The organism is Lelliottia jeotgali, assembly GCF_977070485.1.
Window position 1 is genome coordinate 36,231 of the sequence record NZ_CDRVFO010000017.1, and the last position, 24,158, is coordinate 60,388.

The 24,158-nt window shown below is 63.2% G+C and carries 27 protein-coding genes; 12 read left to right on the plus strand and 15 right to left on the minus strand.

All coding sequences use genetic code 11. The annotated features are described in order from the left end of the window. The first annotated feature begins 78 nt into the window (after positions 1-78). Complete coding sequence (locus tag ACW4TB_RS21905) at positions 79-939, plus strand: DUF6279 family lipoprotein (RefSeq protein WP_254466277.1); 861 nt, start codon at positions 79-81, stop codon at positions 937-939. Positions 940-972: 33 nt separating this feature from the next. On the opposite strand, the gene aceK is transcribed toward ACW4TB_RS21905, so the two are convergent. Beyond that, entirely contained in the window at positions 973-2,682 is a 1,710-nt protein-coding gene (gene aceK, locus ACW4TB_RS21910) for a bifunctional isocitrate dehydrogenase kinase/phosphatase (RefSeq protein ID WP_279930796.1), read from the minus strand. 101 nt (positions 2,683-2,783) lie between these two features. Between aceK and ACW4TB_RS21915 the strand changes: the two genes are divergently transcribed. Both ACW4TB_RS21915 and ACW4TB_RS21920 read left to right on the plus strand, forming a co-directional pair. Beyond that, positions 2,784-3,716, plus strand: coding sequence for a DMT family transporter (locus ACW4TB_RS21915; protein WP_196996873.1), 933 nt, complete (start codon positions 2,784-2,786; stop codon positions 3,714-3,716). A 101-nt stretch (positions 3,717-3,817) separates the two neighbouring features. Beyond that, positions 3,818-4,288: a DUF4265 domain-containing protein gene (locus ACW4TB_RS21920; protein ID WP_012315692.1), complete on the plus strand. Its 471-nt coding sequence runs from the start codon at positions 3,818-3,820 to the stop codon at positions 4,286-4,288. A 4-nt stretch (positions 4,289-4,292) separates the two neighbouring features. Here ACW4TB_RS21920 and ACW4TB_RS21925 read toward each other — a convergent pair whose 3' ends face one another. The 4 genes from ACW4TB_RS21925 to cysK all read right to left on the minus strand — a co-directional run bounded on the left by ACW4TB_RS21925 (position 4,293) and on the right by cysK (position 7,656). Next, positions 4,293-5,174, minus strand: a complete 882-nt coding sequence (locus ACW4TB_RS21925) for a DMT family transporter (RefSeq protein WP_012315693.1) — start codon at positions 5,172-5,174, stop codon at positions 4,293-4,295. Between the two features lie 114 nt (positions 5,175-5,288). Then, a complete protein-coding gene (locus tag ACW4TB_RS21930; RefSeq protein ID WP_174142309.1) occupies positions 5,289-5,450 on the minus strand; it encodes a hypothetical protein in 162 nt (53 codons plus the stop codon). A 126-nt stretch (positions 5,451-5,576) separates the two neighbouring features. Beyond that, positions 5,577-6,512 carry an aspartyl/asparaginyl beta-hydroxylase domain-containing protein gene (locus ACW4TB_RS21935; protein WP_279930803.1) on the minus strand — a complete coding sequence of 312 codons (936 nt, stop codon included), beginning with the start codon at positions 6,510-6,512 and terminating at the stop codon, positions 5,577-5,579. Positions 6,513-6,681: 169 nt separating this feature from the next. After that, complete coding sequence (cysK, locus tag ACW4TB_RS21940; protein WP_012315695.1) at positions 6,682-7,656, minus strand: cysteine synthase A; 975 nt, start codon at positions 7,654-7,656, stop codon at positions 6,682-6,684. Positions 7,657-7,788: 132 nt separating this feature from the next. Here cysK and ACW4TB_RS21945 point away from each other — a divergent pair, with 132 nt between their 5' ends. From ACW4TB_RS21945 to ACW4TB_RS21955, 3 genes are all read left to right on the plus strand, one after another. Then, on the plus strand, positions 7,789-8,862 hold the full coding sequence (locus ACW4TB_RS21945) for a DUF748 domain-containing protein (protein WP_012315696.1): 1,074 nt from the start codon (positions 7,789-7,791) through the stop codon (positions 8,860-8,862). Positions 8,863-8,993: 131 nt separating this feature from the next. Beyond that, positions 8,994-9,839, plus strand: coding sequence for an AAA family ATPase (locus ACW4TB_RS21950; RefSeq protein ID WP_012315697.1), 846 nt, complete (start codon positions 8,994-8,996; stop codon positions 9,837-9,839). A 12-nt stretch (positions 9,840-9,851) separates the two neighbouring features. Next, positions 9,852-11,030 carry a vWA domain-containing protein gene (locus tag ACW4TB_RS21955; RefSeq protein ID WP_279930807.1) on the plus strand — a complete coding sequence of 393 codons (1,179 nt, stop codon included), beginning with the start codon at positions 9,852-9,854 and terminating at the stop codon, positions 11,028-11,030. Between the two features lie 109 nt (positions 11,031-11,139). Here ACW4TB_RS21955 and ACW4TB_RS21960 read toward each other — a convergent pair whose 3' ends face one another. Genes ACW4TB_RS21960 through ACW4TB_RS21975 form a run of 4 tightly spaced genes read right to left on the minus strand, consistent with a single transcriptional unit; the run spans position 11,140 to position 14,821 of the window. Next, complete coding sequence (locus tag ACW4TB_RS21960) at positions 11,140-12,057, minus strand: 5-oxoprolinase subunit C family protein (RefSeq protein WP_279930809.1); 918 nt, start codon at positions 12,055-12,057, stop codon at positions 11,140-11,142. Further along, positions 12,054-12,749: a 5-oxoprolinase subunit PxpB gene (gene pxpB, locus ACW4TB_RS21965; RefSeq protein WP_279930811.1), complete on the minus strand. Its 696-nt coding sequence runs from the start codon at positions 12,747-12,749 to the stop codon at positions 12,054-12,056. Before pxpB ends, ACW4TB_RS21960 begins: the two co-directional genes overlap by 4 nt. Then, on the minus strand, positions 12,746-13,525 hold the full coding sequence (locus tag ACW4TB_RS21970) for a 5-oxoprolinase subunit PxpA (RefSeq protein WP_279930812.1): 780 nt from the start codon (positions 13,523-13,525) through the stop codon (positions 12,746-12,748). The genes pxpB and ACW4TB_RS21970 overlap by 4 nt, the downstream gene beginning before the upstream one ends. 9 nt (positions 13,526-13,534) lie before the next feature. Continuing rightward, the gene (locus ACW4TB_RS21975; protein WP_039603254.1) at positions 13,535-14,821 is read right to left on the minus strand and encodes an MFS transporter; all 1,287 of its coding nucleotides are present in this window, start codon (positions 14,819-14,821) and stop codon (positions 13,535-13,537) included. 129 nt (positions 14,822-14,950) lie between these two features. Here ACW4TB_RS21975 and ACW4TB_RS21980 point away from each other — a divergent pair, with 129 nt between their 5' ends. Further along, positions 14,951-15,862, plus strand: a complete 912-nt coding sequence (locus ACW4TB_RS21980) for a LysR family transcriptional regulator (RefSeq protein ID WP_279930815.1) — start codon at positions 14,951-14,953, stop codon at positions 15,860-15,862. 101 nt (positions 15,863-15,963) lie between these two features. Here the strand turns inward: ACW4TB_RS21980 and ACW4TB_RS21985 are convergent, their stop codons facing one another. Genes ACW4TB_RS21985 through ACW4TB_RS21995 form a run of 3 tightly spaced genes read right to left on the minus strand, consistent with a single transcriptional unit; the run spans position 15,964 to position 17,777 of the window. Then, complete coding sequence (locus ACW4TB_RS21985; RefSeq protein WP_279930816.1) at positions 15,964-16,485, minus strand: DUF2937 family protein; 522 nt, start codon at positions 16,483-16,485, stop codon at positions 15,964-15,966. A 9-nt stretch (positions 16,486-16,494) separates the two neighbouring features. Next, positions 16,495-17,268 carry a class II glutamine amidotransferase gene (locus tag ACW4TB_RS21990; RefSeq protein WP_012315711.1) on the minus strand — a complete coding sequence of 258 codons (774 nt, stop codon included), beginning with the start codon at positions 17,266-17,268 and terminating at the stop codon, positions 16,495-16,497. 14 nt (positions 17,269-17,282) lie between these two features. Next, on the minus strand, positions 17,283-17,777 hold the full coding sequence (locus ACW4TB_RS21995) for an MFS transporter (protein WP_279930819.1): 495 nt from the start codon (positions 17,775-17,777) through the stop codon (positions 17,283-17,285). A gap of 82 nt (positions 17,778-17,859) precedes the next feature. On the opposite strand from ACW4TB_RS21995, the gene ACW4TB_RS22000 reads away from it, so the two are divergent. Both ACW4TB_RS22000 and ACW4TB_RS22005 read left to right on the plus strand, forming a co-directional pair. Continuing rightward, a complete protein-coding gene (locus tag ACW4TB_RS22000) occupies positions 17,860-19,902 on the plus strand; it encodes a S9 family peptidase (RefSeq protein ID WP_279930821.1) in 2,043 nt (680 codons plus the stop codon). A 113-nt stretch (positions 19,903-20,015) separates the two neighbouring features. Then, complete coding sequence (locus ACW4TB_RS22005) at positions 20,016-20,483, plus strand: cyclic nucleotide-binding domain-containing protein (protein ID WP_012315714.1); 468 nt, start codon at positions 20,016-20,018, stop codon at positions 20,481-20,483. Here ACW4TB_RS22005 and ACW4TB_RS22010 read toward each other — a convergent pair. After that, positions 20,480-20,758 (minus strand): hypothetical protein, encoded by a 279-nt coding sequence (locus tag ACW4TB_RS22010; RefSeq protein WP_279930824.1) that lies wholly within the window; start codon positions 20,756-20,758, stop codon positions 20,480-20,482. The genes ACW4TB_RS22005 and ACW4TB_RS22010 overlap by 4 nt on opposite strands. A gap of 131 nt (positions 20,759-20,889) precedes the next feature. Here ACW4TB_RS22010 and ACW4TB_RS22015 point away from each other — a divergent pair, with 131 nt between their 5' ends. The 3 genes from ACW4TB_RS22015 to ACW4TB_RS22025 all read left to right on the plus strand — a co-directional run bounded on the left by ACW4TB_RS22015 (position 20,890) and on the right by ACW4TB_RS22025 (position 22,260). Further along, entirely contained in the window at positions 20,890-21,261 is a 372-nt protein-coding gene (locus ACW4TB_RS22015; RefSeq protein WP_279930826.1) for a YajD family HNH nuclease, read from the plus strand. 71 nt (positions 21,262-21,332) lie between these two features. Continuing rightward, positions 21,333-21,803, plus strand: a complete 471-nt coding sequence (locus ACW4TB_RS22020) for an RNA methyltransferase (RefSeq protein ID WP_039602101.1) — start codon at positions 21,333-21,335, stop codon at positions 21,801-21,803. Positions 21,804-21,918: 115 nt separating this feature from the next. After that, the gene (locus tag ACW4TB_RS22025; RefSeq protein ID WP_012315718.1) at positions 21,919-22,260 is read left to right on the plus strand and encodes a DUF2892 domain-containing protein; all 342 of its coding nucleotides are present in this window, start codon (positions 21,919-21,921) and stop codon (positions 22,258-22,260) included. Between the two features lie 46 nt (positions 22,261-22,306). Here the strand turns inward: ACW4TB_RS22025 and ACW4TB_RS22030 are convergent, their stop codons facing one another. Then, positions 22,307-23,515 (minus strand): hypothetical protein, encoded by a 1,209-nt coding sequence (locus ACW4TB_RS22030; protein ID WP_279930829.1) that lies wholly within the window; start codon positions 23,513-23,515, stop codon positions 22,307-22,309. Positions 23,516-23,556: 41 nt separating this feature from the next. Then, complete coding sequence (locus tag ACW4TB_RS22035) at positions 23,557-24,045, minus strand: YcgN family cysteine cluster protein (RefSeq protein WP_012315720.1); 489 nt, start codon at positions 24,043-24,045, stop codon at positions 23,557-23,559. Positions 24,046-24,158 lie beyond the last annotated feature (113 nt).

The following is a 24,158-nucleotide window of genomic DNA, read 5'->3' on the forward strand; positions in this document are numbered from 1 at the left end:
CCCGACCGCTGATTCGGCGGAACCGTCGTGGAGTACTCGCGTCTACCGTGTGGCCAGCCATCTGCAAGGGATCAGCACATGTTTCTACGCCTGTCCAAAGCCCTGATCATCGCCACGGCATTTGCGCTGGCACTGGTGGCCTGCAGCCGTATAGACCTGGCCTACCGCAACCTCGACCGGCTGGTCCCGTGGTCGCTGGACGACTACCTGGCCATGAACCGTGACCAGAGGTCATTGCTCGACGAACGGCTCAAGCAGCACCTGGCCTGGCATTGCACGACCGAACTGCCTGGGTACCTCGACTGGCTCGACCGGGTACGCAGCATGGTCGCCGAGGGGCAAGTGACCGACCAGGCGCTGCAACAGCGCATGAACGAAGCCCGCCAGGCGATCGGTCGCGTTGCAGAAGCCATCACCCCGTCGGCCGCCGAGCTGCTGCGCGGCATGAGCGATGCCCAGGTCGCGCAGATGGGCGAAGCTTTTCGTGAAGACATCAGTGAACGGCAAGAGAAATACGTCGATACCCCCCTATCCAAACAGGTCGCCCGCCGCGCCGAGCGTATGGAAAAACGCCTGACACCCTGGTTCGGCGAACTCACCGCAGCACAACGCCAGCGCGTGCAAACCTGGGCACAGGCGCTGGGCGACCAGAACCGCCAGTGGATCGCCAACCGTGCGCACTGGCAACAACAGCTGATGCTGGCCATGAACCAGCGCAGCGACGCAAGCTTCGAACCGCGCCTGGCGCAATTGCTGCAGCGCAAGGAAAGCCTGTGGACTGCGCAATACCGCGCTGCCTTTGAGAACAGCGAGCAGCAGACACGCAGCCTGTTGATCGACCTGCTGCAACAGAGCAGCCCGGCCCAGCGGCAGTATCTTCAGCAACGCCTGGCCAAGGTGCGTACCGACTTCAGTGAGCTCAAGTGTCTTAAGGGATAGGCAGGTCAATCGGTATCCGCCCGATAACCCGCCTCAGCGCCCTTTGCGCCGATACGGGAACACATCGATCACCTTGCCTTCGCGGATAGATGCCTGCAGCCCCTTCCAGTAATCCGCGTCATACAGCTCCCCATGCAGCCTGCTGAATAAACGCCGCTGGCCCATATCGGCAAACAGAAACGGCGGGAACTCCTCCGGGAATACATCGTGCGGCCCAATCGAATACCACGGCTCCCCCGACATCTCGTCCTCCGGGTAGCGCGGCGGTGGGATATGGCGAAAATTCACCTCGGTCAGGTAGCTGATCTCGTCATAGTCGTAGAACACCACACGACCATGGCGGGTAACCCCGAAGTTCTTCAGCAGCATGTCGCCTGGAAAGATGTTCGCTGCGGCCAGCTGCTTGATGGCCAGGCCATAATCCTCCAGCGCTTCGAGTACCTGGCCTTCGCTGGCCTGCTCCAGGTACAGATTGAGCGGGATCATGCGCCGTTCGGTCCAGCAATGGCGGACCAGCACCGTATCGCCTTCCACAGCCACGGTGGACGGCGCCACCTCCAGCAGCTCGGCCAGGCACTCAGGCTCGAACTTGCCCCGGGGGAAACGAAAGTCGGCGAACTCCTGGGTATCGGCCATTCGCCCAACCCGGTCGACACTCTTCACCAGGCGGTACTTGTCGATCACCGTGGCACGGTCGACCGTCTTGGACGGCGAAAAGCGGTCCTTGATGATCTTGAATACGGTATTGAAGCCCGGCAGGGTGAACACACTCATGACCATGCCGCGCACACCGGGTGCCATGATGAAACGGTCGTCGGTACTGGCCAAGTGGTTGATCAGCGCACGATAGAACTCCGACTTGCCGTGCTTGTAGAACCCGATCGAGGTGTACAGCTCGGCAATGTGCTTGCCTGGCAGTATGCGCTTGAGGAAACTGACGAACTCGGCCGGCACCGGCACGTCGACCATGAAATACGAACGGGTGAAGGAGAAGATGATCGAGACCTCGGCCTCGTCGGTGATCAGCGCATCCGCCTCTATGCCATGGCCCTCGCGGTGCAGCAGCGGGATCACCAGGGGCCACTGTTCATCGCTGTTGTACAGCCGGCCCACCAGGTAAGCGCCCTTGTTGCGGTACAGCACCGGCACGAACAGTTCAACGGCCAGGGCCGGGTCCTTGCACACCCAGTCCGGCAGGCAGTCGCGCAGTTGCTCTTCAAGGCGTGACAAGTCGTGCTCAAGGTCACCATACGCGAATGCATAGTCGCAGAAGATAGCCCGCAACAGGCCCTTGAGGCTGCCATCGGGCGTATAAGTGCGGGTCTGTGCAGCACGCTCATGGTTGCGAATCGAGGGCCGGGTGGTGTGGATGAACATGCAGCCATCGCTGATCTGATCATGGCTGAACAGGCTGCAGAACAAAGAGTTGTACCAGGTCTCCGCCAGTTCATCGTCCAGCCGCGGGTCGATCAGGCGTATATAGGCACTTTTCACCAACGGCCACTGTTCGACCTCCAGCAGCACTTCCTCATCGAACCCGTCCCGCAGCCAGCCGTTGACCTCACCGACCTTCTGCTCATAGAGGTTGATCCGCGCCGCCGCTGCGCGCTGAATGTCCTGCCAGCGCGCCTGCTCGAAGCGCTCTCGGGCGCCCAGGGTGATGCGGCGAAAGTGTTCGCGATAGTCGTCGAAGCCATCGAGGATCATCCGGGCGATTTCGCCGGCCGGCCAGTGCTGGGTCATGCAGGACACCTCGGTGCGGGGTGAGATAGACAGCTTAGTCGCCTGTGCAACTTTGCGGAGCTTCTACCGGCTTACACCGCAAGAAAGGACAAGAACCGCCCGTGCGCCATCGCGTACACTCGCGCCCTGCCCTGTACCCGGAGACCACCGTGAGCCCCATCGCCCTGACCCGCCTGCTGACCCTTGCCGCCGTCTGGGGGGCGAGCTTTCTGTTCATGCGCATCATCGCCCCCGAGCTGGGCACCGTGCCCACCGCCTTCTTTCGCGTGTCCATCGCCTGCCTCGGCCTGATCGCCATACTCGCCGCAGCGCGCGTACGCTGGAATTTCGAGGGCAAACTCGGCGCTTGCCTGGTCCTGGGCATGATCAACTCAGGCATCCCCGCCACCTTCTATTCAGTGGCAGCCCAGGTACTGCCGGCGGGCTATTCGGCGATCTTCAACGCCACCACGCCGCTGATGGGGGTGCTGATCGGCGCACTGTTCTTCCGCGAGGCCATGACCTTGCCCAAGTTGTGCGGCATCTTCCTTGGCCTGTTCGGTGTCGGCATTCTCAGTGGCGCGGGCCCGGTGGCGCTGGACATGGCACTGCTGCAAGGCGCCCTGGCCTGCCTGGCGGCAACCACCTGCTATGGCTTCGCAGGCTTTCTGGCGCGGCGCTGGATCAGCGGCCTGGACAGCCGCCTCTCGGCGCTCGGCAGCATGCTCGGCGCCACGCTGATGATGACGCCACTGTTCGCCTGGAGTGCGCTGACCCAGCCGCCTGCCAGCTGGGGCGGCTGGCAGGTGTGGCTGTCGCTGCTGGGCCTGGGCCTTGTGTGCACGGCCTTCGCCTATATCCTGTACTTCCGCCTGCTGGCCGAGATTGGCCCGGTCAAGGCCAGTACCGTGACCTTCTTGATTCCGGTCTTCGGTGTGCTGTGGGGCGCGTGGCTGCTGGACGAATCGCTGTCGATGGGCCATCTCTATGGCGGCCTGCTGATCGCTGCCGCGCTGTGGCTCGTACTCAAGCCCGCGCGCCGCGCTCAGGCCTGATACAGCACTCTGTAGGAGCCGGCTTGCCGGCGATAGGGCCAGTACAGACAACAACGCCAAAGGGCATTACGATAAGCAGCCCTCACGACACGTAACGCCCCATGCCCCCCGAGCAAACCGCAGCCTACAAGATCGTGCTCTGGCGCCTGGAGCAGGATGCCCAAGGCTACCCACCCGCATCGGTCGAAGGCCTCTGGGCAAAACGTACCGCGGCTGGCTACCAGGTCGACAGCCTCCCCTTCTATGCCTACGGCATCGCACCCGGCGACACCATCAGCATCAGCGAAGAGGGCGAGCAATCCTGGTTCGAAGGCTTGCTGCACAGTGGCGGCGCTTCGGTATTTCGCGTTCTTGTGAAGGCAGGCGGTGATCTGGAACAGGTTCGTGCGGCACTCGAAGATTTCGGCTGCCCCAACGAAGTCGAAAAAGCGGTCAGGATGCTGGCCGTCGAAGTCCCGCCTTCGCGCTCACTCGACACCCTGCTCTACTACCTGCTGACGCAGCGCGAAGCCGGCACCCTGGACTTCGAGGAAGGCGTGCTGCGCCACGCCATCCCCGAAGAGTTTCGCTGACGGTCTATGCTTGGGCCATGCGCCTGGCAGGCTTGCTGAACACGAACAGCAAACCGACCACAATCAGCCCCATTCCCAGCAGGCTGAGCGGTGCCAGGCGATTACCAAATATCAGGAAGTCCATCACCGCAGTCACCGCCGGCACCAGGTAGAACAGGCTGGTGACGTTGACCAGATTACCTTTGGCGATCAGGCGGTACAGCAGCATGGTCGCCAGCAGCGAAACCACCAGCCCCATCCACAGCAGCGCACCAATGAAACTGCCGCTCCATGCAACGTGCAGCGGCTGCAGCGGCGCGAACACAGCACACATGGCAAACCCCGCCAGATACTGCAGGCCCAGCGTGCCCATGGGGTTGTCGGTGATGCGTTTTTGCAGGATCGAGCCAAAGGTCATGCTGCCCAGCGCCAGCAAGGCAAACAGCATCCCGGCCAGCGACACTCCGCCGAGGTTGATACCCTGATAGACCACCATCACCAGCCCGCCGAGCCCCAGGCCCAGACCGAACAGCCGGCGCCAGGAGCGCTGGCGCTCCATCAGCACCACAGTGAGGATCGGTTGTACTCCCATCACCGTGGCCATCACGCCGGGGGTCACGTGGGTATTGAGCGCCAGCAGGTAGAAGATCTGGTAGGCACCGAGCAACACGCAGCCGGTGCCAAGGGCTCGCAACATCGTCCCACGTGTGCGCGGCCAGCGCAGGCCCAGCAACGGGCCGATCAGCAGCAACCCGGCGAGTGCCAGCGCTGAGCGCAGCAGCAGGAAAGCAAACGGGCTGGCATGGGCCAGGCCAAGTTTGGAAACGATGGCGCCACTGCTCCACAGCAGGACGAACAGGCTGGTAGTGGCCGCCGAGGCCACGGATGCTTTGGAAATGACAGACATGCATGCACCTGTATTCGGGCAGATAAGCCGAACGGTGGGCGTGAACTTCAGTTACGGAAGCCGCCGACCGTATTCAGTAGGTTGCGCGTGTGACGGGATGCGGCTAAAGGCCGGTCAGCCCGGCACAACCACGCAGCGAGGCGGAGCTACGCCGCCTACAACGCCACTGACAGGTGGTGGGTAATGACTGATCATGGCCGGCTGCTGGCTGCCACGCACGGCCCCGCCCGCGACTGGCGCGATGGCAAAGCTTGCGGTGGACAGGATGGCAGGCATGAGCAGGTCTTCGGGGAGGTGACTGCCCTGGAATATAGCGGTGAATCAGGGCCAGGACAATAGCTGGCTTCTGTGATGCCTGTTGGGCCCTGTCGCCGGCGATAGGGCCCTGCAGGCACCGAAACTTCAGAACAACCAGCGATAGAGCAGGTACGCCACAACCACCGCCAGCACCGGCCGCAGGATGCGGTAGGCCTTGGGGTTGGCACGCTTGAACTGCTTCACGCGGGTGCTGATCCTGTTGCTGAAGCGCTTGCTCCAGGCATACGCCTGGTTGATCCCGCCCACGCGCTCGTCATCGGTGTTCTGCGGTGCAGTGGCGCGGCCCAGGAAGGCGCTGACCTTGCGGTTGATGCGGGCCATCAGCGGGTTGCTGAGCGGGCGTTCGATGTCGCAGAACAGGATCACACGGGTGACGTCGGTTTCGTTCTTGACCCAGTGCACGTAGGTCTCGTCGAACATCACGTCCTCGCCATCACGCCAGGCGTAGGCCTGGCCGTCGACGTAGATGCGGCAGTCGTCGGAGTTCGGCGTAGACAACCCCAAGTGATAGCGCAGCGAGCCGGCGAAGGGGTCGCGGTGCGGGTTGAGATGGCTGCCGCCGGGCAGCAGGGCGAACATCGCGCCTTTGACGTTGGGGATGGCGCTGACCAGCTCGACGGTCTTCGGGCACAGCGCCTCGGCCGACGGCAGCGGTTTGTCGTACCACTTCAGGTAGAAACGCTTCCAGCCCTTCTTGAAGAACGACCCGAAGCCTGCGTCGTTGTCTTTTTCGGCGGCGCGGATGTAACCCTCGTCGAACAGGCGCATGGCCTCTTCGCGGATCACCTGCCAGTTGTCCTTGAGCACGTCCAGTTCAGGGAAGCGCTGGCGGTCCAGGTACGGCTTGGACGGAACACCGGAGAAAAAGTACATCAGGCTGTTGTAGGGTGCGAACAGCGCCGAATGGTTGACGAACTGGCGCAGTACTGGCAGACGCGCCTTGCCGCGCAAGTGGACGAACAGCACGCTGCCGAAAAAAACCAGCAGGACACCTGCCTTGGCGACAAAGGAAAAGGTCATGCAACACTCCTTGGAAAGGGAGCAGGCCAGCGCTGCCTGCCCCCAGAAAAATCATCCTGCCATCATAAACCCATCACGCCCCGGTAAAAACAACCAGGGCGGGAACTCACTCATGAAGATTTTGCAATAAACCCGAGCGCAGGGGCAGCTGCAAGCTTGAAGCTTGCCCTTACTGCTGATTCTCCTGCTCGCTGAACATGTCGGCGAACAGCATGCTCGACAGGTAGCGCTCGCCGGAGTCGGGCAGGATAACGACGATGGTCTTGCCCTGCATCTCCGGCTTTTCCGCCAGCCGCACCGCAGCCGCCATCGCCGCGCCGCAGGAAATGCCGCAAAGAATGCCCTCTTCCTGCATCAGGCGGATGGCCATCGCCTTGGCCTCTTCATCGGTCACGGTCTCGACCTGGTCGACAATCGACAGGTCAAGGTTCTTCGGCACAAAGCCGGCGCCGATGCCCTGGATCTTGTGCGGGCTGGGCTTGAGCTCCTCACCGGCCAGGGTCTGGCTGATCAGCGGCGAGGCCACAGGCTCGACCGCCACCGAGAGGATCGACTTGCCCTGGGTGTGCTTGATATAGCGCGACACGCCGGTAATGGTGCCACCGGTGCCGACACCGGCCACCAGCACGTCGACCGCACCGTCGGTGTCGTTCCAGATTTCCGGGCCGGTGGTCTTTTCATGAATGGCCGGGTTGGCCGGATTGTCGAACTGGCCTGGCAGGAAGTACTGCGCCGGGTCCGAGGCGACGATCTCGTTGGCCTTCTCGATCGCGCCTTTCATGCCCTTGGCCGGCTCGGTCAATACCAGCTCGGCGCCCAGGGCCTTCAGCACCTTGCGACGCTCCAGGCTCATCGAGGCAGGCATGGTCAGGACCAGTTTGTAGCCACGGGCAGCGGCGACGAAGGCCAGGCCAATGCCGGTGTTGCCCGAGGTCGGCTCGACGATGGTCATGCCAGGTTTGAGCTTGCCGCTGCCCTCGGCGTCCCAGACCATGCTCGCGCCGATGCGGCACTTGACCGAGTACCCAGGGTTGCGCCCTTCGATCTTGGCCAGGATGGTCACACCGCGCGGGGCGATGCGGTTGATCTGCACCAGCGGCGTATTGCCGATGGAATGGGCGTTGTCTGCGTAGATACGGCTCATGGCAGGGTCCTTGGCATGAAGTGGCGGGGAAAGACTTAAAGGGTAAGCCTGCCCCGTTGGCCCGTAAAGCCCGTTCGAACTCGCGCGGGCGGCGTGCGGTCAACCGCACAACCCGCCTTGGAGATCACTGCGATGAAAGCCCGTTATCGCTGGCCACTGGTCGGCCTGGCCAGCCTGGTCGTGCTGTTGGTGGCCCTGCACCTGGCGCTGCCTTACCTGGTGCGCGACTACCTCAATGACAAGCTGGCGGATATGGGTGAGTACCGTGGCCAGGTCACGGACGTGGAACTGGCCTGGTGGCGCGGAGCCTACCAGATCAACGGGCTGAAGATCGTAAAGACCAGCGGCAAAGTCCCGGTGCCGCTGCTCGATGCGCCACTGATCGACCTGTCGGTGAGCTGGCACGCGCTGTGGTATGACCATGCCGTGGTGGCCGAAGTCACCTTTGTGCGCCCGGTGCTCAACTTCGTCGATGGCGGCAACAAACAGGCCTCGCAGACCGGTCAAGGCACAGATTGGCGCCAGCAACTGGAAAAACTGCTGCCTATCACTCTCAACGATGTGCGCATCAATGACGGCACGCTGACCTTTCACAACTTCAACTCCAAGCCGCCGGTCGACCTCAAGGCCACCCGGCTCGACGCCAATATCCGCAACCTGACCAACGTACGTGACGAAAAAGGCCGGCGCGACGCCAGTTTTGAAGCCAAGGCCCTGCTGTTGGGCGACGCCAGGGTGGAGAGCCGCGCGACCTTCGACCCGTTCAGCGACTTCGATGATTTCGAATTCCGGCTGCGCGCAACCGGCATGGAGCTGCGCAGGCTGAACGACTTCGCCAGTGCCTATGGCAAGTTCGACTTCAATGCCGGGCACGGCGATGTGGTGATCGAGGCCCAGGCGGAAAACGGCCGGCTCAATGGCTACATCAAGCCGTTGCTGCGCGACGTTGACGTGTTCAATTGGCAGCAGGACATAGAGGACAAGAACAAGGGCTTTTTCCGCTCGGTGTGGGAAGCGCTGGTCGGGGCCAGCGAAACGGTGCTGAAGAACCAGCCGAAAAACCAGTTCGCCACCCGCGTGGAACTCAGCGGCAGCGTGCACCAACAGAACATCAGCGCCTTCGAGGCGTTTTTGCAAATTTTGCGCAACGGGTTTGTCCAGGCGTTCAATGCACGCTATGAGCAGCCTGCGCCTGATTCCGACTGAATAGGCGTGACGAGCCATTCAGGGACTGAATACCCGGTCTGCGTTTGCAGCCGCCTGGGGCCGGGGTATAGTCGCTGACAACAAATGACGACATGCCGTACCTGTACTGGCCCCCGCAGAGGACACTCCCGATGAAGTTCGAAGGCACCCGCGACTACGTAGCCACAGACGACCTGAAACTGGCGGTCAACGCGGCCATCACCCTCGAACGCCCACTGCTGGTCAAGGGTGAGCCAGGCACCGGCAAGACCATGCTTGCCGAACAGCTGGCCGCCTCCTTCGGCGCCCGCCTGATCACCTGGCACATCAAATCCACCACCAAGGCCCACCAGGGCCTTTACGAGTACGACGCGGTCAGCCGCCTGCGCGACTCCCAGCTGGGCACTGAAAAAGTCCACGATGTGCGCAACTACCTGAAGAAGGGCAAGCTCTGGGAAGCCTTCGAGGCCGAGGAGCGGGTGATACTGCTGATCGACGAGATCGACAAGGCCGATATCGAGTTCCCCAACGACCTGTTGCAGGAACTCGACAAGATGGAGTTCTACGTCTACGAAATCGACGAGACCATCAAGGCCAAGCAACGCCCGATCATCATCATTACCTCGAACAATGAAAAAGAACTGCCCGACGCGTTCCTGCGCCGCTGCTTCTTCCACTACATCGCCTTCCCGGACCGCGACACCCTGCAGCAGATCGTCGATGTGCACTACCCCAACATCAAGCAATCGCTGGTCAGCGAAGCGCTTGACGTGTTCTTCGACGTGCGCAAGGTGCCGGGCCTGAAGAAAAAGCCCTCCACCAGCGAGCTGGTCGACTGGCTCAAGCTGTTGATGGCCGACAACATCGGCGAAGCGGTATTGCGCGAACGCGACCCGACCAAGGCCATTCCGCCGCTGGCCGGCGCCCTGGTGAAGAATGAGCAGGACGTTCAACTGCTCGAACGCCTGGCCTTCATGAGCCGGCGCGGCAACCGCTGACAGGAGCCGGCCATGCTGCTCAACCTGTTCAACGAAATGCGTGCGGCCAAGGTGCCGGTGTCGGTGCGCGAACTGCTCGACCTGCTCAACGCCCTGCAACAGCGCGTGGTGTTCGCCGACATGGACGAGTTCTACTACCTGGCACGGGCCATCCTGGTGAAGGACGAGCGCCATTTCGACAAGTTCGACCGGGCTTTCTCGGCCTACTTCAAAGGCCTGGAAAACCTCGACCGGCACATCGAAGCGCTGATCCCCGAAGACTGGCTGCGCAAGGAGTTCGAGCGCTCGCTGACGGATGAGGAACGTGCACAGATCCAGTCACTCGGCGGCCTGGACAGACTGATCGAGGAGTTCAAGAAACGCCTGGAAGAGCAAAAAGAACGCCACGCCGGTGGCAACAAGTGGATCGGCACCGGCGGTACCAGCCCATTCGGCTCTGGCGGTTTCAACCCTGAAGGCATCCGCGTGGGCGACGCCGGCAAACGTCAGGGCAAGGCGGTAAAGGTCTGGGACCAGCGCGAGTACAAGAACCTCGACGATCAGGTCGAGCTGGGCACGCGCAACATCAAGCTGGCACTACGCCGGCTGCGCAAGTTCGCCCGCGAAGGCGCCGCCGAAGAGCTGGACATCGACGGCACCATTGACCATACCGCACGTGACGCCGGGCTGCTGAACATCCAGATGCGCCCCGAACGGCGCAACACGGTCAAGCTGCTGTTGCTGTTCGACATCGGCGGCTCGATGGATGCCCATGTCAAAGTCTGCGAAGAGCTGTTCTCGGCCTGCAAGACCGAGTTCAAGCACCTGGAGTACTACTACTTCCACAACTTCGTTTATGAATCGGTGTGGAAGAACAACCTGCGGCGTACTTCGGAGCGCTTCTCCACCTTCGACCTGCTGCACAAATACGGCGATGACTACAAGGTGGTGTTTGTCGGTGACGCGGCCATGGCGCCCTACGAGATCACCCAGCCCGGTGGCAGTGTGGAGCACTGGAACGAAGAGGCCGGGTATGTGTGGATGCAGCGCTTCATGGAGAAATTCAAGAAGATCATCTGGATCAATCCGTATCCGAAACAGGCCTGGGATTACACGGCATCGACACACCTGGTGCGTGACCTGATCGAGGACAAGATGTATCCGCTGACCTTGCAAGGGTTGGAGGATGGGATGCGGTATCTGTCCAAGTAGTTTGGCCTGTTCCGGCCCTATCGCCGGCAAGCCCCTCAGATACACCTCAGCATTTGAGCCTTGTGGGGTACCTGCGGGAGCCGGCTTGCCGGCGATAGGGCCGGTAGCGTCACCGCCAACCGTTAAGGCAAGCCTGCTGCTCCCGCCAAGCCTCTTCCTGCACCACCGCCCTGAACCGCACCGCCGCCCCCGGCATGCACTGGGCCAGCTGCGCCAACGCCAACGGCGTCAACGCCCCCAGCCGCGGATAGCCACCGATGGTCTGCCGGTCATTGAGCAGCACGATCGGCTGCCCGTCCGGGGGCACCTGTACCGCCCCTAACGCAATACCCTCCGAAATCATCGGCGCGCCCTGATAAACAAGCTGCGGCCCGAGCAAACGAATGCCCATGCGGTCGCCACGGCTGTCCAGCGTCCAGTCACGGTTGAACGCCTCGAACAGGCTCATACCGCTGAAATCACCGATCTGCGCGCCCATGGCCAGATCGAGCACGGGCTTTTGCCGATAACAGGGCCGCAGCACCTCTGGCACTTCGCGCAGGGCCGGCTGCGTGCCGGCAAACGCCAACAATTGCCCTTTGCCCAGCGCGGCCCCTCGCCCATCGATACCGCCCAGCTCTTCACGCACAACAGTAGCGCAGCTCCCCAGCACGGCTTCACCTTGAAACCCGCCCGGCGCCGCAAGATAAGCACGTACGCCCTGCTTCGGTTGCTTCAAGGTCAGCCGCTGGCCCTTGGCCAAGGCAAAGCTGCGCCAGGGGGCCAGCGGCTGGTCATCGACACGAGCATCCAGGTCGGCACCGGCCAGGGCGAGTACGCAATCCTGCTCAGCCACTACCGTGAAGCCGCCCAGCGCCACCTCGACCACCGGCGCGCCCAACGGGTTGCCCAGCAGCCAGTTGGCCCAATACATCGCCACCCAATCCAGCGCACCGCCCTGGGTCACCCCCAGGTGCCGCACACCAAAGCGCCCGGCATCCTGCAACTGGCACAAGGCGGTGCTGGCTTCGATCTTCAATTGCGTCATGCCTGTGCCTCCAACGGGCTGTCGTCACCACCCAATGCCCGGAACTCGGCATGGGACACCGCCACGAAGCGCACCCGATCGCCCGGCTGCAGCAGGCTGTAGCCTTCACGCTCGCGGTCGAACAGGCGAACCGGAGTGCGCCCTATGAGGTTCCAGCCGCCAGGCGACACGGCGGGATAGGCCGCAGTCTGGCGCTCGGCAATGCCGACACTGCCGGCCGCCACGCGCTTGCGCGGAGTGCTCAGCCGCGGGGATGCCAGGCGTTCGTCCACCAGCCCCATGAAACCGAACCCCGGAGCGAAGCCAAGGGCGAACACCGGGTACTCACGCTCACTGTGCAGGCGGATCACCTCTTGCTCGCTCAAGCCGCTGCGCTCGGCCAGCAGCGGCAGCTCAGGGCCGACACTGGCGTCGTACCACACGGCAATCTCGTGCCGGCGACCGCTGGCGCCCGCGTCTGGCTGCAGCCCCTCCAGCGCCTGGTCGATCAACGCCCTCGCCTGCCCTGGCGGCATATCGAACTGCACCATCAGCGTGGTGTAGGACGGTACCAGGTCCACCAGGTGCTCACCGAAGGCGGCACTCAAACGGTGGCTCGCGGCGAGCAGCCACGGCATGTTGGCCTCGTCGATCCGGTCGAACAGGCGCACCATCAGGCTGTCGATCGCAACCACTTCGATACGCAGCTTCATGCCGGCCCCAGCGCATCGAGGGCCTGGCGGATCTGCCGCACCGCCGCCACCGAGCTGTCATTGTCACCGTGCACGCACAGGGTACTGGCGTGCAGGCGCAAGGCACTGCCATCGTCGGCCACCAGCGTTTCACCACGGGCCAGGCGCAAGGCCTGCTCGACCACCACGGCCGAATCGTGATGAACCGCACCCGGCAGGCGCCGCGACAGCAAATGGCCGCTGGCGGTATAGGCGCGGTCGGCGAACGCTTCAAACCACAACGGCACGCCAACCTCGTCACCCAAGGCTTGTGCTGCGCTGTCGTCGGCAGTGGCCATGAGCATCAAGGGCAAGCCAGCGTCATACGCCGCCACGGCTTCGAGCACGGCTCGCAGCTTGAGCGGGTCGGCCATCATGTCGTTGTACAGCGCGCCGTGGGGCTTGATGTAGGCCACCCGGCCACCCTGGACCTTGCAGATACCGTCAAGAGCGCCGATCTGGTAGTGCAGCAGATCGCGAATTTCCTCGGCACTGCAGGCCATGGAGCGGCGACCGAAGCCGACCAGGTCCGGGTACGCCGGGTGGGCGCCGATGGTCACGCCATGCTGCAGGGCCAGGGCCACGGTACGGCGCATGGTGCCGGGGTCGCCGGCATGGTAGCCGCAGGCGATGTTGGCGCAGTCGATGTAGGGCATTACCTCGGCGTCCAGGCCCATGCGCCAGCTGCCGAAGCTTTCACCCATATCGCAATTGAGTAGCAGGCGTTTCACCTGGCGTGCTCCCGTGTCGATGTTCATGTGCCTACCTTAACGCGCCTGGAGGTGTTTGCCGCGGGTTTCCGGCAGGCTCAAGGCCGCCAGAATCACCACACCGTACGACACCGCGGCGAACCCGCCAATGCCCAGCCCCAGCGGCACCTTCTGGCCAAGCAGGCCGATCAGCAAGGGGAACATCGCGGCGATGACCTTGCCGATGTTGTAGCAGAACCCCTGCCCCGAGCCACGGATACGGGTGGGGAACAGCTCGGTGAGGAAGGCCCCCATGCCGCTGAAGATGCCCGAGGCAAAAAAGCCCAGCGGGAAACCCAGCCACAGCATCACGCCATCGCTAACCGGCATCTGGGTGTACAGCAGCACGATGATGAACGAGCCCACGGCGAACAGGATGAAGTTCTTCTTGCGCCCCAGAATGTCAGACAGGTAAGCGCTGACGACGTAGCCGATGTAGGAGCCGACGATCACCATGGCCAGGTAGCCACCGGTACCCAGCACGCTCAAGCCGCGCTCGTTCTTGAGGAAGGTCGGCAGCCACGAGGTGATGGCGTAGTAGCCCCCCAGCGCACCGGTGGTCAGCAGCGACGCACGTATTGTGGTCCAGAGCATGCCGGGGGCGAAGATCTCGTAGAACTGCGAGGGCGCCTCGGCGCTCTCCACTGCCTTGGCCTGGCGATACACCTCAGGGTCTTTGACCAGGCGCCGGACGAAAATCACGAAAATGGCCGGTACCAGCCCCAGCAGGAACAGCGCGCGCCACGCCTGCTCCGCCGGTAGCCAGGAGAACAGCAGCGCATAAAGGATCGCCGTCAGGCCCCAGCCGATGGCCCAGCCGGACTGCACCATGCCCACCGCCTTGCCACGGTCCTGGGCGCGGATCACCTCACCGATCAGCACCGCGCCGGCGGTCCACTCGCCGCCAAAGCCGAAGCCCATCAGGGTCCGGGCGATCAGCAGTTGCTCGTAGTTCTGGGCGAAGCCGCAGAGGAAGGTGAAGAAGGCGAACCACAGCACCGTCAGTTGCAAGGTGCGCACGCGGCCGATGCGGTCGGAGAGGATGCCAGCGACCCAGCCGCCGATGGCCGAGGCAATCAGGGTGCTGGTGTGGATCAGCCCGGCTTCGGTCGTGGTGATGCCCCACAGCATGATCAGCGTAGGGATGACGAAGCTGAGCATTTGGGTGTCCATGCCATCCAGGCCATAGCCGATCTTGCAGCTCCAGAACGTGCGCCGTTGCTGGGAGTCGATGTCGCGGTACCAGGCGAACGGCCCGGTCGAAGGTGGGGATTGCACCTGTTGCTGCACGCCGCTTGGGTTCATGCTTGCCTCGGCTTGTTGGTATTGTTTTATGGGCGACGTCTGGCGTCGCGGCCTGTGCGTCATGTTCAGAGCCCGCAGCGCCCGAGTCCAACGAGAAAAACCGCCGGTCTGGAACAAGAAAAACTGATCATGAACCTACGCTTCCTCGAAACTTTCGTCTGGGTCGCCCGGCTCAAGAGCTTCCGCCTCACCGCCGAGAAACTTTTCACCACCCAGGCGTCGGTCTCCAGCCGCATTGCGGCACTGGAAGCCGACCTGGGCGTCAAGCTGCTGCTGCGCGATTCACGCGGCGTCAGCCTGACCCCGGAGGGCAGCAAGGTGCTGGAGTATGCCGAGCGCATGCTCGACACCGCCAAGGCCATGAAACAGTCGCTGGACAGCGACCGGGCCAAGGTCGGGCGCATCCGGCTTGGCGTGATGGACACCGTGATCCACACCTGGATGAGCGCGCTGGTGGCCGAGTTGAGCGAACGCTACCCGCAGGTGGAAATCGAGCTGGTGGCTGATACTGCATTGAACTTGCGCGAACAGCTGCAAAAAGGCTTTCTCGACGTGATCCTGCAAACCGACCTGCTGCGCGAGCAGTCGATCCGCAGCCTGGACCTGGCGCGCTACCCGATGGGCTGGGTGGTGGCGGCCGGCTCAGCCCAACACCGCGACTACGCCTCGCTGGCCGAGCTTGGGCGTGAGCGGATCGTCACGTTCTCGAAGAACTCACGGCCGCACCAGGAAGTGCTCAGCCTGTTGCAAGCCGCAGGGGCCGAAACCCCGCGGCTCAACTGCGTGAACTCGGTGGCGGCGATCACACGGCTGTTGCGCGATGGCTTCGGCATTGGTGCGCTGCCGCCCGCGCTGGTGGACGCCGAACTGAGCCGGGGCGAACTGGTGCTGCTCGAAGGCTTGCAGCCGCCGCCGAGCCTGGAACTGGTGGTGGCCTGGCAGACCGGGGTGGCGCTGGTGGATGAGGTGGTCGGGGTGTGCCGGCAGGTACTGGAGCGCTATGCGCAGGATGTGGGTGGGCAGCGGATTGTGTTGGTTTGACAAACGCTAGTGTCTTACCGGCCCTCACAGTTCTCACGGACAGTGAATTATTTGTGGGAGCCGGCTTGCCGGCGATAGGGCCGGACCTGACCCAGAAGGGATCAACGCCAGCTCTCTTTCACCGCCTTGCGCCGCCCACCGAGAATGACCCAGGCAATTCCCAGCAACAGGCTTTCGACGACAAACGCCAGCACAAACCCTGCACCGACGCCCCAGCCAATCGCCTCCGGCACCAGCAGAATCTGATAGTTGTACCCCTTGAGCGTCTCTTCACGCATTTGCGGATCGGGCTGCACCAGCACGTGCCAGGTGCGGCTGACCCACGAGCCTTGCAGCGCCTGCCACTCGTTCTCGAGCACCTGGTTGCGGATCAGCAGGCTTTCTATGCTGTTGGCATCGCTGTTGAACACCACATCGTCACTGCTGCGGTAATGCCGCACCAGCGCCTGCAAATCGCCCTTGAAGAAGCGTTCGGCGGTCTGTTTGAAGCCATCGAGTGCCTGGCGCGATTCGAACAGGTGCGCCTCGACCCGCTGGCTGTAGTCCTTGACCAGCCCAGGCACCTGGATACCGGCCAGCAGGCCGAAGGTGAACAGCAGCAACCGCAGGTAACTTCTGAACATGCAGCGTCCTTAGCTCTGGCCTTGCGAAACGCACTCTCCGTGCCGCCACAGGCCCCATTGGCCGGGTTCGTAGCGCCGCCAGGTCTCGTTCTCGGTCAAGGCCTCGGTGGCAATCACCGTGACCACGTCATTGGGGGTGGTTTGGGTGTGAAAGTCGACGATCAGGTCGACATCCTTCAAACGCGCCGCGCCAAAGGGGGCGCGACGGGTAATGTGTACCAGCTTGGTCGAACAGAAGCAGAACAGCCAGTCACCATTGCTGAGCAGGCAGTTGAACACGCCCTTGCCGCGATACTCGGCACAGGCTTCGACCAGCACCGGCAGCAGCTGTTCCACTGCGACCGGCTCAGGGAAAGCCGCGCGAATACGGTTGAGCAAGTCGCAAAAGGCTGCTTCGCTGTCGGTGTCGCCCACCGGCCGGTAAAAGGTCGCCTCACCCTTGAACGCACCCAGCTGGCCGTTGTGGGCGAAGCACCAGTTACGGCCCCACATTTCGCGCACGAACGGGTGCGTATTGGACAGGCACACCTGGCCGACATTGGCCTGGCGGATGTGGCCAATGACCACTTCGCTCTTGATCGGATAACGCTGCACCAGGTTGGCGACTTCCGACTCGCTGCTCGCTGCCGGGTCCTGAAACAGCCGCAGGCCGCGGCCTTCGTAGAAACCGATGCCCCAGCCGTCACGGTGCGGGCCGGTACGGCCGCCGCGCTGCATCAGGCCGGTGAAGCTGAAGACGATGTCGGTGGGGACGTTGGCGCTCATGCCCAGCAGTTCGCACATGGTGATGCCTCCGCTTACAGACGTGGCTCGACCCGGCCACCAGAAGGTGCGGCAGGCGGCGGGTCATTGCGGTAACGGTCACCGCGTTCGGCGGCCAGCGGCGCCCCGACGCTCACTTGGTCGTCCTCGGCAGCCAGGCGTTTGGCGGCGGCCTCCTGCTGCTCGCGACGCTCGCGGGCACGCTTTTCCAGCGGCCAGCGCAGCAGCACGAAGGCCAAGTACAGGCCAAAGGCGATCAGGCCGTACATGGCAAAGTCCGATACCGCGCGCCAGGCGTTGTTGCCCACCTTGAAGGCAACGTCCAGTGCAGTGATGGCGATGGCCGGGGCCATGGCATCCTTGCCCGGGTCGACGACGGTCGGCGTCAACAACAGGACCGCGAGGATCACCCGCAGCGGCTCACGCAGCCAGCGCCACATCCAGCCAGTGAGTTTGAAGCCCACCCAGAGACAACCCAGGGCAGCAACAGCGTAAAGGCCCCAGGCGAGGGTATAGTCGTTCTCGGTCATGGTGATCGTGCAAGCCAGGCAAAGAGTTGCCTATGATAAACACTTTTCCGGGCGCAGGCGCCCCCCAGCCAAGAGATCCCCGATGCCCAACGCGCTCCAGCCCCCCATCGCCCGCCAAGACCAGGCCACCGACCCTTACGCCTGGTTGCAACAGCGCGACACCCCTGAGGTGCTCGAGTACCTGCAGGCCGAAAACGCCTATCAGCAAGCCTGCCTGGCCGACCAGGCGCCCCTGCGTGAACAGCTGTTCGAAGAGATCAAGGGCCGTATCCTAGAAACCGACCTGTCGCTGCCCTCCCCCTGGGGCCCGTACCTGTATTACACACGCACCACGGCAGGCGATGAGTACCCGCGCCACTATCGCTGCCCACGGCCTGCGGATGACGCCAACACGGTGGACGAAAGCCAGGAACAGCTGCTGCTCGACCCCAACGCCCTGGCGAACGGCGGCTTTCTGGCCCTTGGCGGCTTCAGCGTCAGCCCCGATCACCGCCTGCTGGCCTACAGCCTCGACACCAGCGGCGACGAGGTCTACACCCTGTACGTCAAGGACCTGGCCAGCGGCAACCTGACCGCCCTGCCCTTCGACGACTGCGACGGCAGCCTGACCTGGGCCAACGACAGCCAGACGCTGTTCTTTGCCGAACTGGACGATACCCACCGCCCGTGGCGGCTGCGCCGTCACACGTTGGGCGAAACCGGCGCGCAGGCCGTTTTCGAAGAGCCGGACGGGCGTTTTTTCCTGCATTGCTACCGCGCCAGCTCCGAGCGCCAGCTGGTCCTGCTGCTCAACAGCAAGACCACCAGCGAAGCCTGGGTGCTGGACGCTGAAACGCCAAAAGAGGCATTCACCTGCCTGGCACCGCGCGCCGAGGGCCACGAGTATTTCCCCGACCACGGCCAGCTCGATGGCCAGTGGCGCTGGTTCATCCGCAGCAACCAGGACGGCATCAATTTCGCCCTGTACCAGGCAGCGGCAGACCAGGTGCCCACCCGCGAGCAATGGCAGGTGCTGGTGCCGCACCGCGACGACATCATGCTCGAAGGCCTGAGCCTCAACGCCAGCGCCCTCACCTTGAGCCTGCGTGAAGGCGGCTTGCCGATCATCGAAGTGCGCCCGCAAGGCACGCCGGCCTACCGCGTCGAGTTGCCTGACGCGGCCTATAGCCTGTACGTGCAGGACAGCCTGGAATTCGCCAGCACGCGCATCCGCCTGCGCTACGAGGCACTCAACCGCCCGGCCCAGGTGCGTCAGCTGGACCTGGCTACGGGCGCGCAGACAGTGCTCAAGCAAACTCCGGTGCTGGGCGAGTTCGATGCCGACGACTACGTCAGCGAACGCCTGTGGGCCACCGCCACCGACGGCACCCAGGTACCGATCAGCCTGGTGCGCCGCAAACAAGACCAGGGCAAGACGGTCCCCCTCTACCTGTACGGTTACGGTGCCTACGGCGAGAGCCTCGACCCGTGGTTCTCGCACGCCCGCCTGAGCCTGCTACAACGCGGTGTGGCCTTTGCCATCGCCCATGTGCGCGGTGGCGGCGAGCTGGGGGAAGCCTGGTACCGCGCCGGCAAGCAGGAGCACAAGCACAACAGCTTCAGCGACTTCATCGCCTGCGCCGAGCACCTGATCGCCCAAGGCGTGACAGCCTCCGACCGCTTGGCCATCAGTGGCGGCAGCGCCGGAGGCCTGCTGATGGGCGCAGTGCTCAACCTGCGCCCGGATCTGTTCCGCTGCGCCATCGCCGAAGTGCCGTTCGTCGATGTGCTCAACACCATGCTCGACCCCGAGCTGCCATTGACCGTCACCGAGTACGACGAATGGGGCAACCCGCAAGAGCCGCAGGTGTATGAGCGGATCAAGGCCTACGCCCCCTACGAAAACGTCAGCGCCCAGGCCTACCCGGCCATGCTGGTGGTCGCTGGCTACAACGACAGCCGCGTGCAGTACTGGGAGGCCGCCAAGTGGGTGGCGCGACTGCGTACGCGCAAGACCGACAGCAACCTGCTACTGCTCAAGACCGAGATGGGGGCCGGGCACGGCGGTATGAGTGGCCGCTACCAGGGGTTGCGAGACGTGGCACTTGAATATGCGTTCGTCTTCAATGAGCTGGGCGTGGTGTAAAACGCGCTTTTCGTTGTCATAGGTTGGCAGGGCCAATAGCCCTGATTGCCGGCAAGCCGACGATCGGGGCCGCCCAAAAACTTTCGGACAACACCCGCCAAGAAGAACGACACATGCCCGACCAGACCCATCTCAGCGCCGAAATCCGCGACATGCTCATGGACTGCGACCTGTTCGATACCTTGCAGCCCGGTGACTTCCATACCGCCGCAGGCTACTTCAGCCTCGCCACCCTGGTCGAAGGCGAAACCATCTTCAACGAAGGCGACGCCGGCACCTTCATGTGCATCCTGCACCAGGGTGTGGTTTCAGTGCGCAAGACCGACGCCCACGGCGCCCAGGTAGAAATCGCCACGCTGCGCAGCGGCCGCGCCTTCGGCGAAATGGCCGTGCTCGACGGCGAGCGCCGCTCGGCCAGCTGCATGGCCGCCAGCGACTGCCTACTGCTGACCTTGGGCAAGGATTCGTTGGAAAAGATGCTCAACGAAGCCCCACGCATCGCCGCGCGGATCATCCGCGCACTGGCCGTAGCCTTGTCGAAACGCCTGCGAATGCAGGACGGCCAGCGCCTGGCGCTTTAGTCGTCATTCGCCGGCGGCTTGACCGGTTCCGTACGCAATCCAGGCAATGGCTGATCCTTCGGCGGCCCGGGCACCGGCATGGGCGGCAGCAGCGGCGCGCCGGGCTGGCTGTCGTAGGCGTTGGGTACAGTGCTCGGGGTAATCTGAGGGTACGGCGTGGGCGTTGCCGTGCCAGGTGCCCCGGGCACCGGTGTAGTGATACGCGGCGGCGTGCCGGCGGCATGCGCCAAGGGCAGGCCGGCTAACAGCAGCGCGGCGAGGATCGCATGAAACATCAGCAACCTCCTGTCTGAACATTCCTACAGGCTACGCCTTAATACACGTTTTCGCCTGTCCGCTTGCCCTGCAAGCGCGCTAGACTCGTTGGCATAACCGTTACCTGCCTGATCAGAACAAAGGAAACACCATGAGTTCGGCATCCACGTCCGCCGCCACCGCCCGCCTCGACCGCATCCTCGCCGACGCCAAGCGCGACAAAGAGATGGGCTACCGCGACAAAGCCCTGAGAATGTACCCGCACGTGTGCGGCCGTTGCGCCCGTGAATTCGCCGGCAAGCGCCTGAGCGAGCTGACCGTGCATCACCGTGACCACAACCACGACAACAACCCCCAGGACGGCTCCAACTGGGAGCTGCTGTGCCTGTACTGCCACGACAACGAGCACTCGCGCTATACCGACCAGCAGTACTTCAGCGAAGGCTCCACCAGCACCCCGAACATTGCCAAGGCCACGCACAACCCGTTCGCCGGGCTGGCTGGCTTGCTGAAGAAAGACTGACTGTCGACACAGCCCCCGCTGCTGCCGGCGAGCCCGTATAATCGCGCTTTTTTTGCGAAGGGCCCCGGCACGTGGCAAACAAACGGTACAGTTGCATCGGCCTGTTCAACCCAAAATCTGCAGAGAACGTAGGTTCGGTGATGCGCGCAGCGGGTTGCTACGGCGTCAACTCGGTGTTCTACACCGGCAAGCGCTACGAGCGCGCCCGCGACTTCGTCACTGACACCAAGCGGGTGCACTACGATATTCCGCTGATCGGCATCGACGACCTGCAGCGCATCATCCCGCTGGGTTGCACACCCGTTGCAGTGGAACTGGTGGAAGGTGCACGGCCCCTGCCTGAATACACCCACCCTGATCGCGCCATCTACATCTTCGGGCCGGAAGACGGCAGCCTTGATGCAAACGTGCGCGCGTGGTGTGAAGAAACCATCTACATCCCTACCGAAGGCTGCATGAACCTCGCCGCGACGGTGAATGTGGTGTTGTACGACCGTTTGGCCAAGGGGCTCAATACCCGCTCGGGGCCCAAGTTCAAGTAGCCGGGCAACGCGCAACGCCCTCCCGACATTGGCAATTGCGACCACTTGGCAAACCGACTGAACGTGTGCAGCAAGCATCTGGTCAGCTGCTTACACTTCAGATGGAGGGCTTGCCATGCTCGATATTCATTCCACTACGGCGTCACAGGACCACAACGTACAGGGCCTGGAGCGGGTCGGTTCACTGGCCGGTGGTGCGCTGATGTTCACCAAGGGTATGCGCCACGGCGGGCTGGTCGGGCTGCTGCAGATGGTGGTCGGTGGCCTTGCGGTAGCTCGCGGAGTCAGTGGCCATTGCTCGACCAAGGCCTGGTGGCAGAAGCATCGACAGGAATATCACCGTTTGCGCTCGGATATCGAACGCAGTGCGACGGAGCTGGAGGCGCTCAAACGCAGTGCCGAGGCGGCGACGCGTGGGGTGACGGTAACGGGGAAAGACCCGCTCACGGGTAGTTGATCAGTTGTTTTTAATGGCCCTGTCGCCAGCAGGGCCAGCCTGCAAGCTAACGCAACGCCTTGCTCTGCAAGACCTCGGATCGTCGCCCCAGCACATTCTCACTGATCTGCACGAACTCCTCGGTGCTCACCGTCGGCACGCGCATCAGCGCCTGGGTCACATCATCCAGCGAGCGCTTGGCCTGGGTGTGGATGCGGATCTCCTTGTCCAGCGCCTGCAGCAGCAAAACACCACGGGCAACCTGGGCCGGGCTTGCCCGCTCGCCGCGCAGCTGGGTGACCTTGGCACCCTGCTTCTGCAAACGCGCCTGCCACACCTGGTAGCGGTCATCGCTCACACCCCCTGCCCGGCGCAGCAACTCATTGGCGTAATAATCGGTGAGGCTCTGGCCAAGCCAGTCGCTGTCAGCACTCACTTGAACCTGCGCAAACAGCTGCACCAGTTCACGCAGCAAAGGGCTGTTACCGCTCTCGCTGACCATGGGCCGGGCGCTGTGCAGGTACATCGACCCCCGCGCTGCCATTGCTCCGCGCCACATGCCATCACGTGCCCCCACCAACAGCAGCTTTGCCGGGTCGCGTGGGAATACCGCCTGCAGGTGTGGCCAGACGAAGGTCAGCAGGGTGAGATTGTCCATGCGGCGCATGCCCTGCCCCACCGGGGCCGCCACCGTCACCTCGGTCTCGCCCAGACGCGCACGTCGGCTGCCAAGGTCGCCGGCCAGCATCCAGCCAGTCGGGCGATCGAACAGGCGCGATACATTGTCGATACGGAATTTGTCCTTGCCGATGCGCGGCCAGGAGGTTTCGATGCTTTTCCACCCCTCAGGCAGGTCGACCGACAAGCGCGCCACCAGTTCGGTGCCGTCTTGCTGGTCAAGGCGTGCCGGTGGCACCAGCTGGTCACCCAGGAACAAAGCCCAGTGAGGGGTAATGCGCGAGGAATAGGCGCCGCTGCGTACTTTCTCGTCCAGCTTGACCCGGTAGCTGAGGCTGGTCTTGCCCGCCGCCGGGTGCCACACGCCGCGCTCCCCCTGCACCTGCCACTGGCCGTCAGCCTGGAAACCGCTATAAGCGCCCTGCTTGCCCAGGTCAAAGTCGAGGCTACGCACCGCATTGCCGTCTGCCAGGGTCAGGCGGACTTCGGCCTGGCCATTGGCAGGCAACAGCCGCACCTGGTAGTCGAGGTCGACCTTCTTCGCCCAGACAGGCGAGCTGGCCACAAGGCCCAGCAGGAGCAACAGCTGGCAACGCATACAGAAACTCCTTGTTTCCCAGAGGCGACGGAGGATGCCGCTCAGCTGGCGCGAAAAATCAGGTGGTCTTCCCAGTCGTCTTCGTCCACATCCTGCTCCCTGAGCATACGCCCCGACTGGGAAATGCGCTGTTCATGCACCTGGCTGCGGTCGCCGCAGACCAAGTGGTGCCAAGCCGGCAGGTCCTTGCCCTCGCTGACCAGACGATACCCGCAGGTGCTCGGCAGCCACTTGAACTGGTCAGCCTTGCCAGGGGTGAGCTGGATGCAATCAGGCACCTGGGCGAAACGGTTGGGGTAGTCGCTGCACTGGCAGGTGTTCATGTCCAGCAGCTTGCAGGCAATACGGGTGTAATAGACGCTGTTGTCGTCCTCGTCCTCGAGCTTTTGCAGGCAGCACAGGCCACAGCCGTCACACAGCGATTCCCACTCTTGCGGGTCGAGTTGTTCGAGGGTCTTGCGCCGCCAGAACGGCGCGCTTTCAGCGATCATCACACGGGTTTCCTGCATTGGACCTGCGCCAGGCTTCATGCTGGAAGCTCCAGGCAATTGCGGCGCGTATGGCTTTTTTCTGGTGGCTTGCAGCTTGAATGTTGTAGCTGGGCGCCATGGCGGCGCCAGTCTAGAGCCTGGCCTTCGGCAAT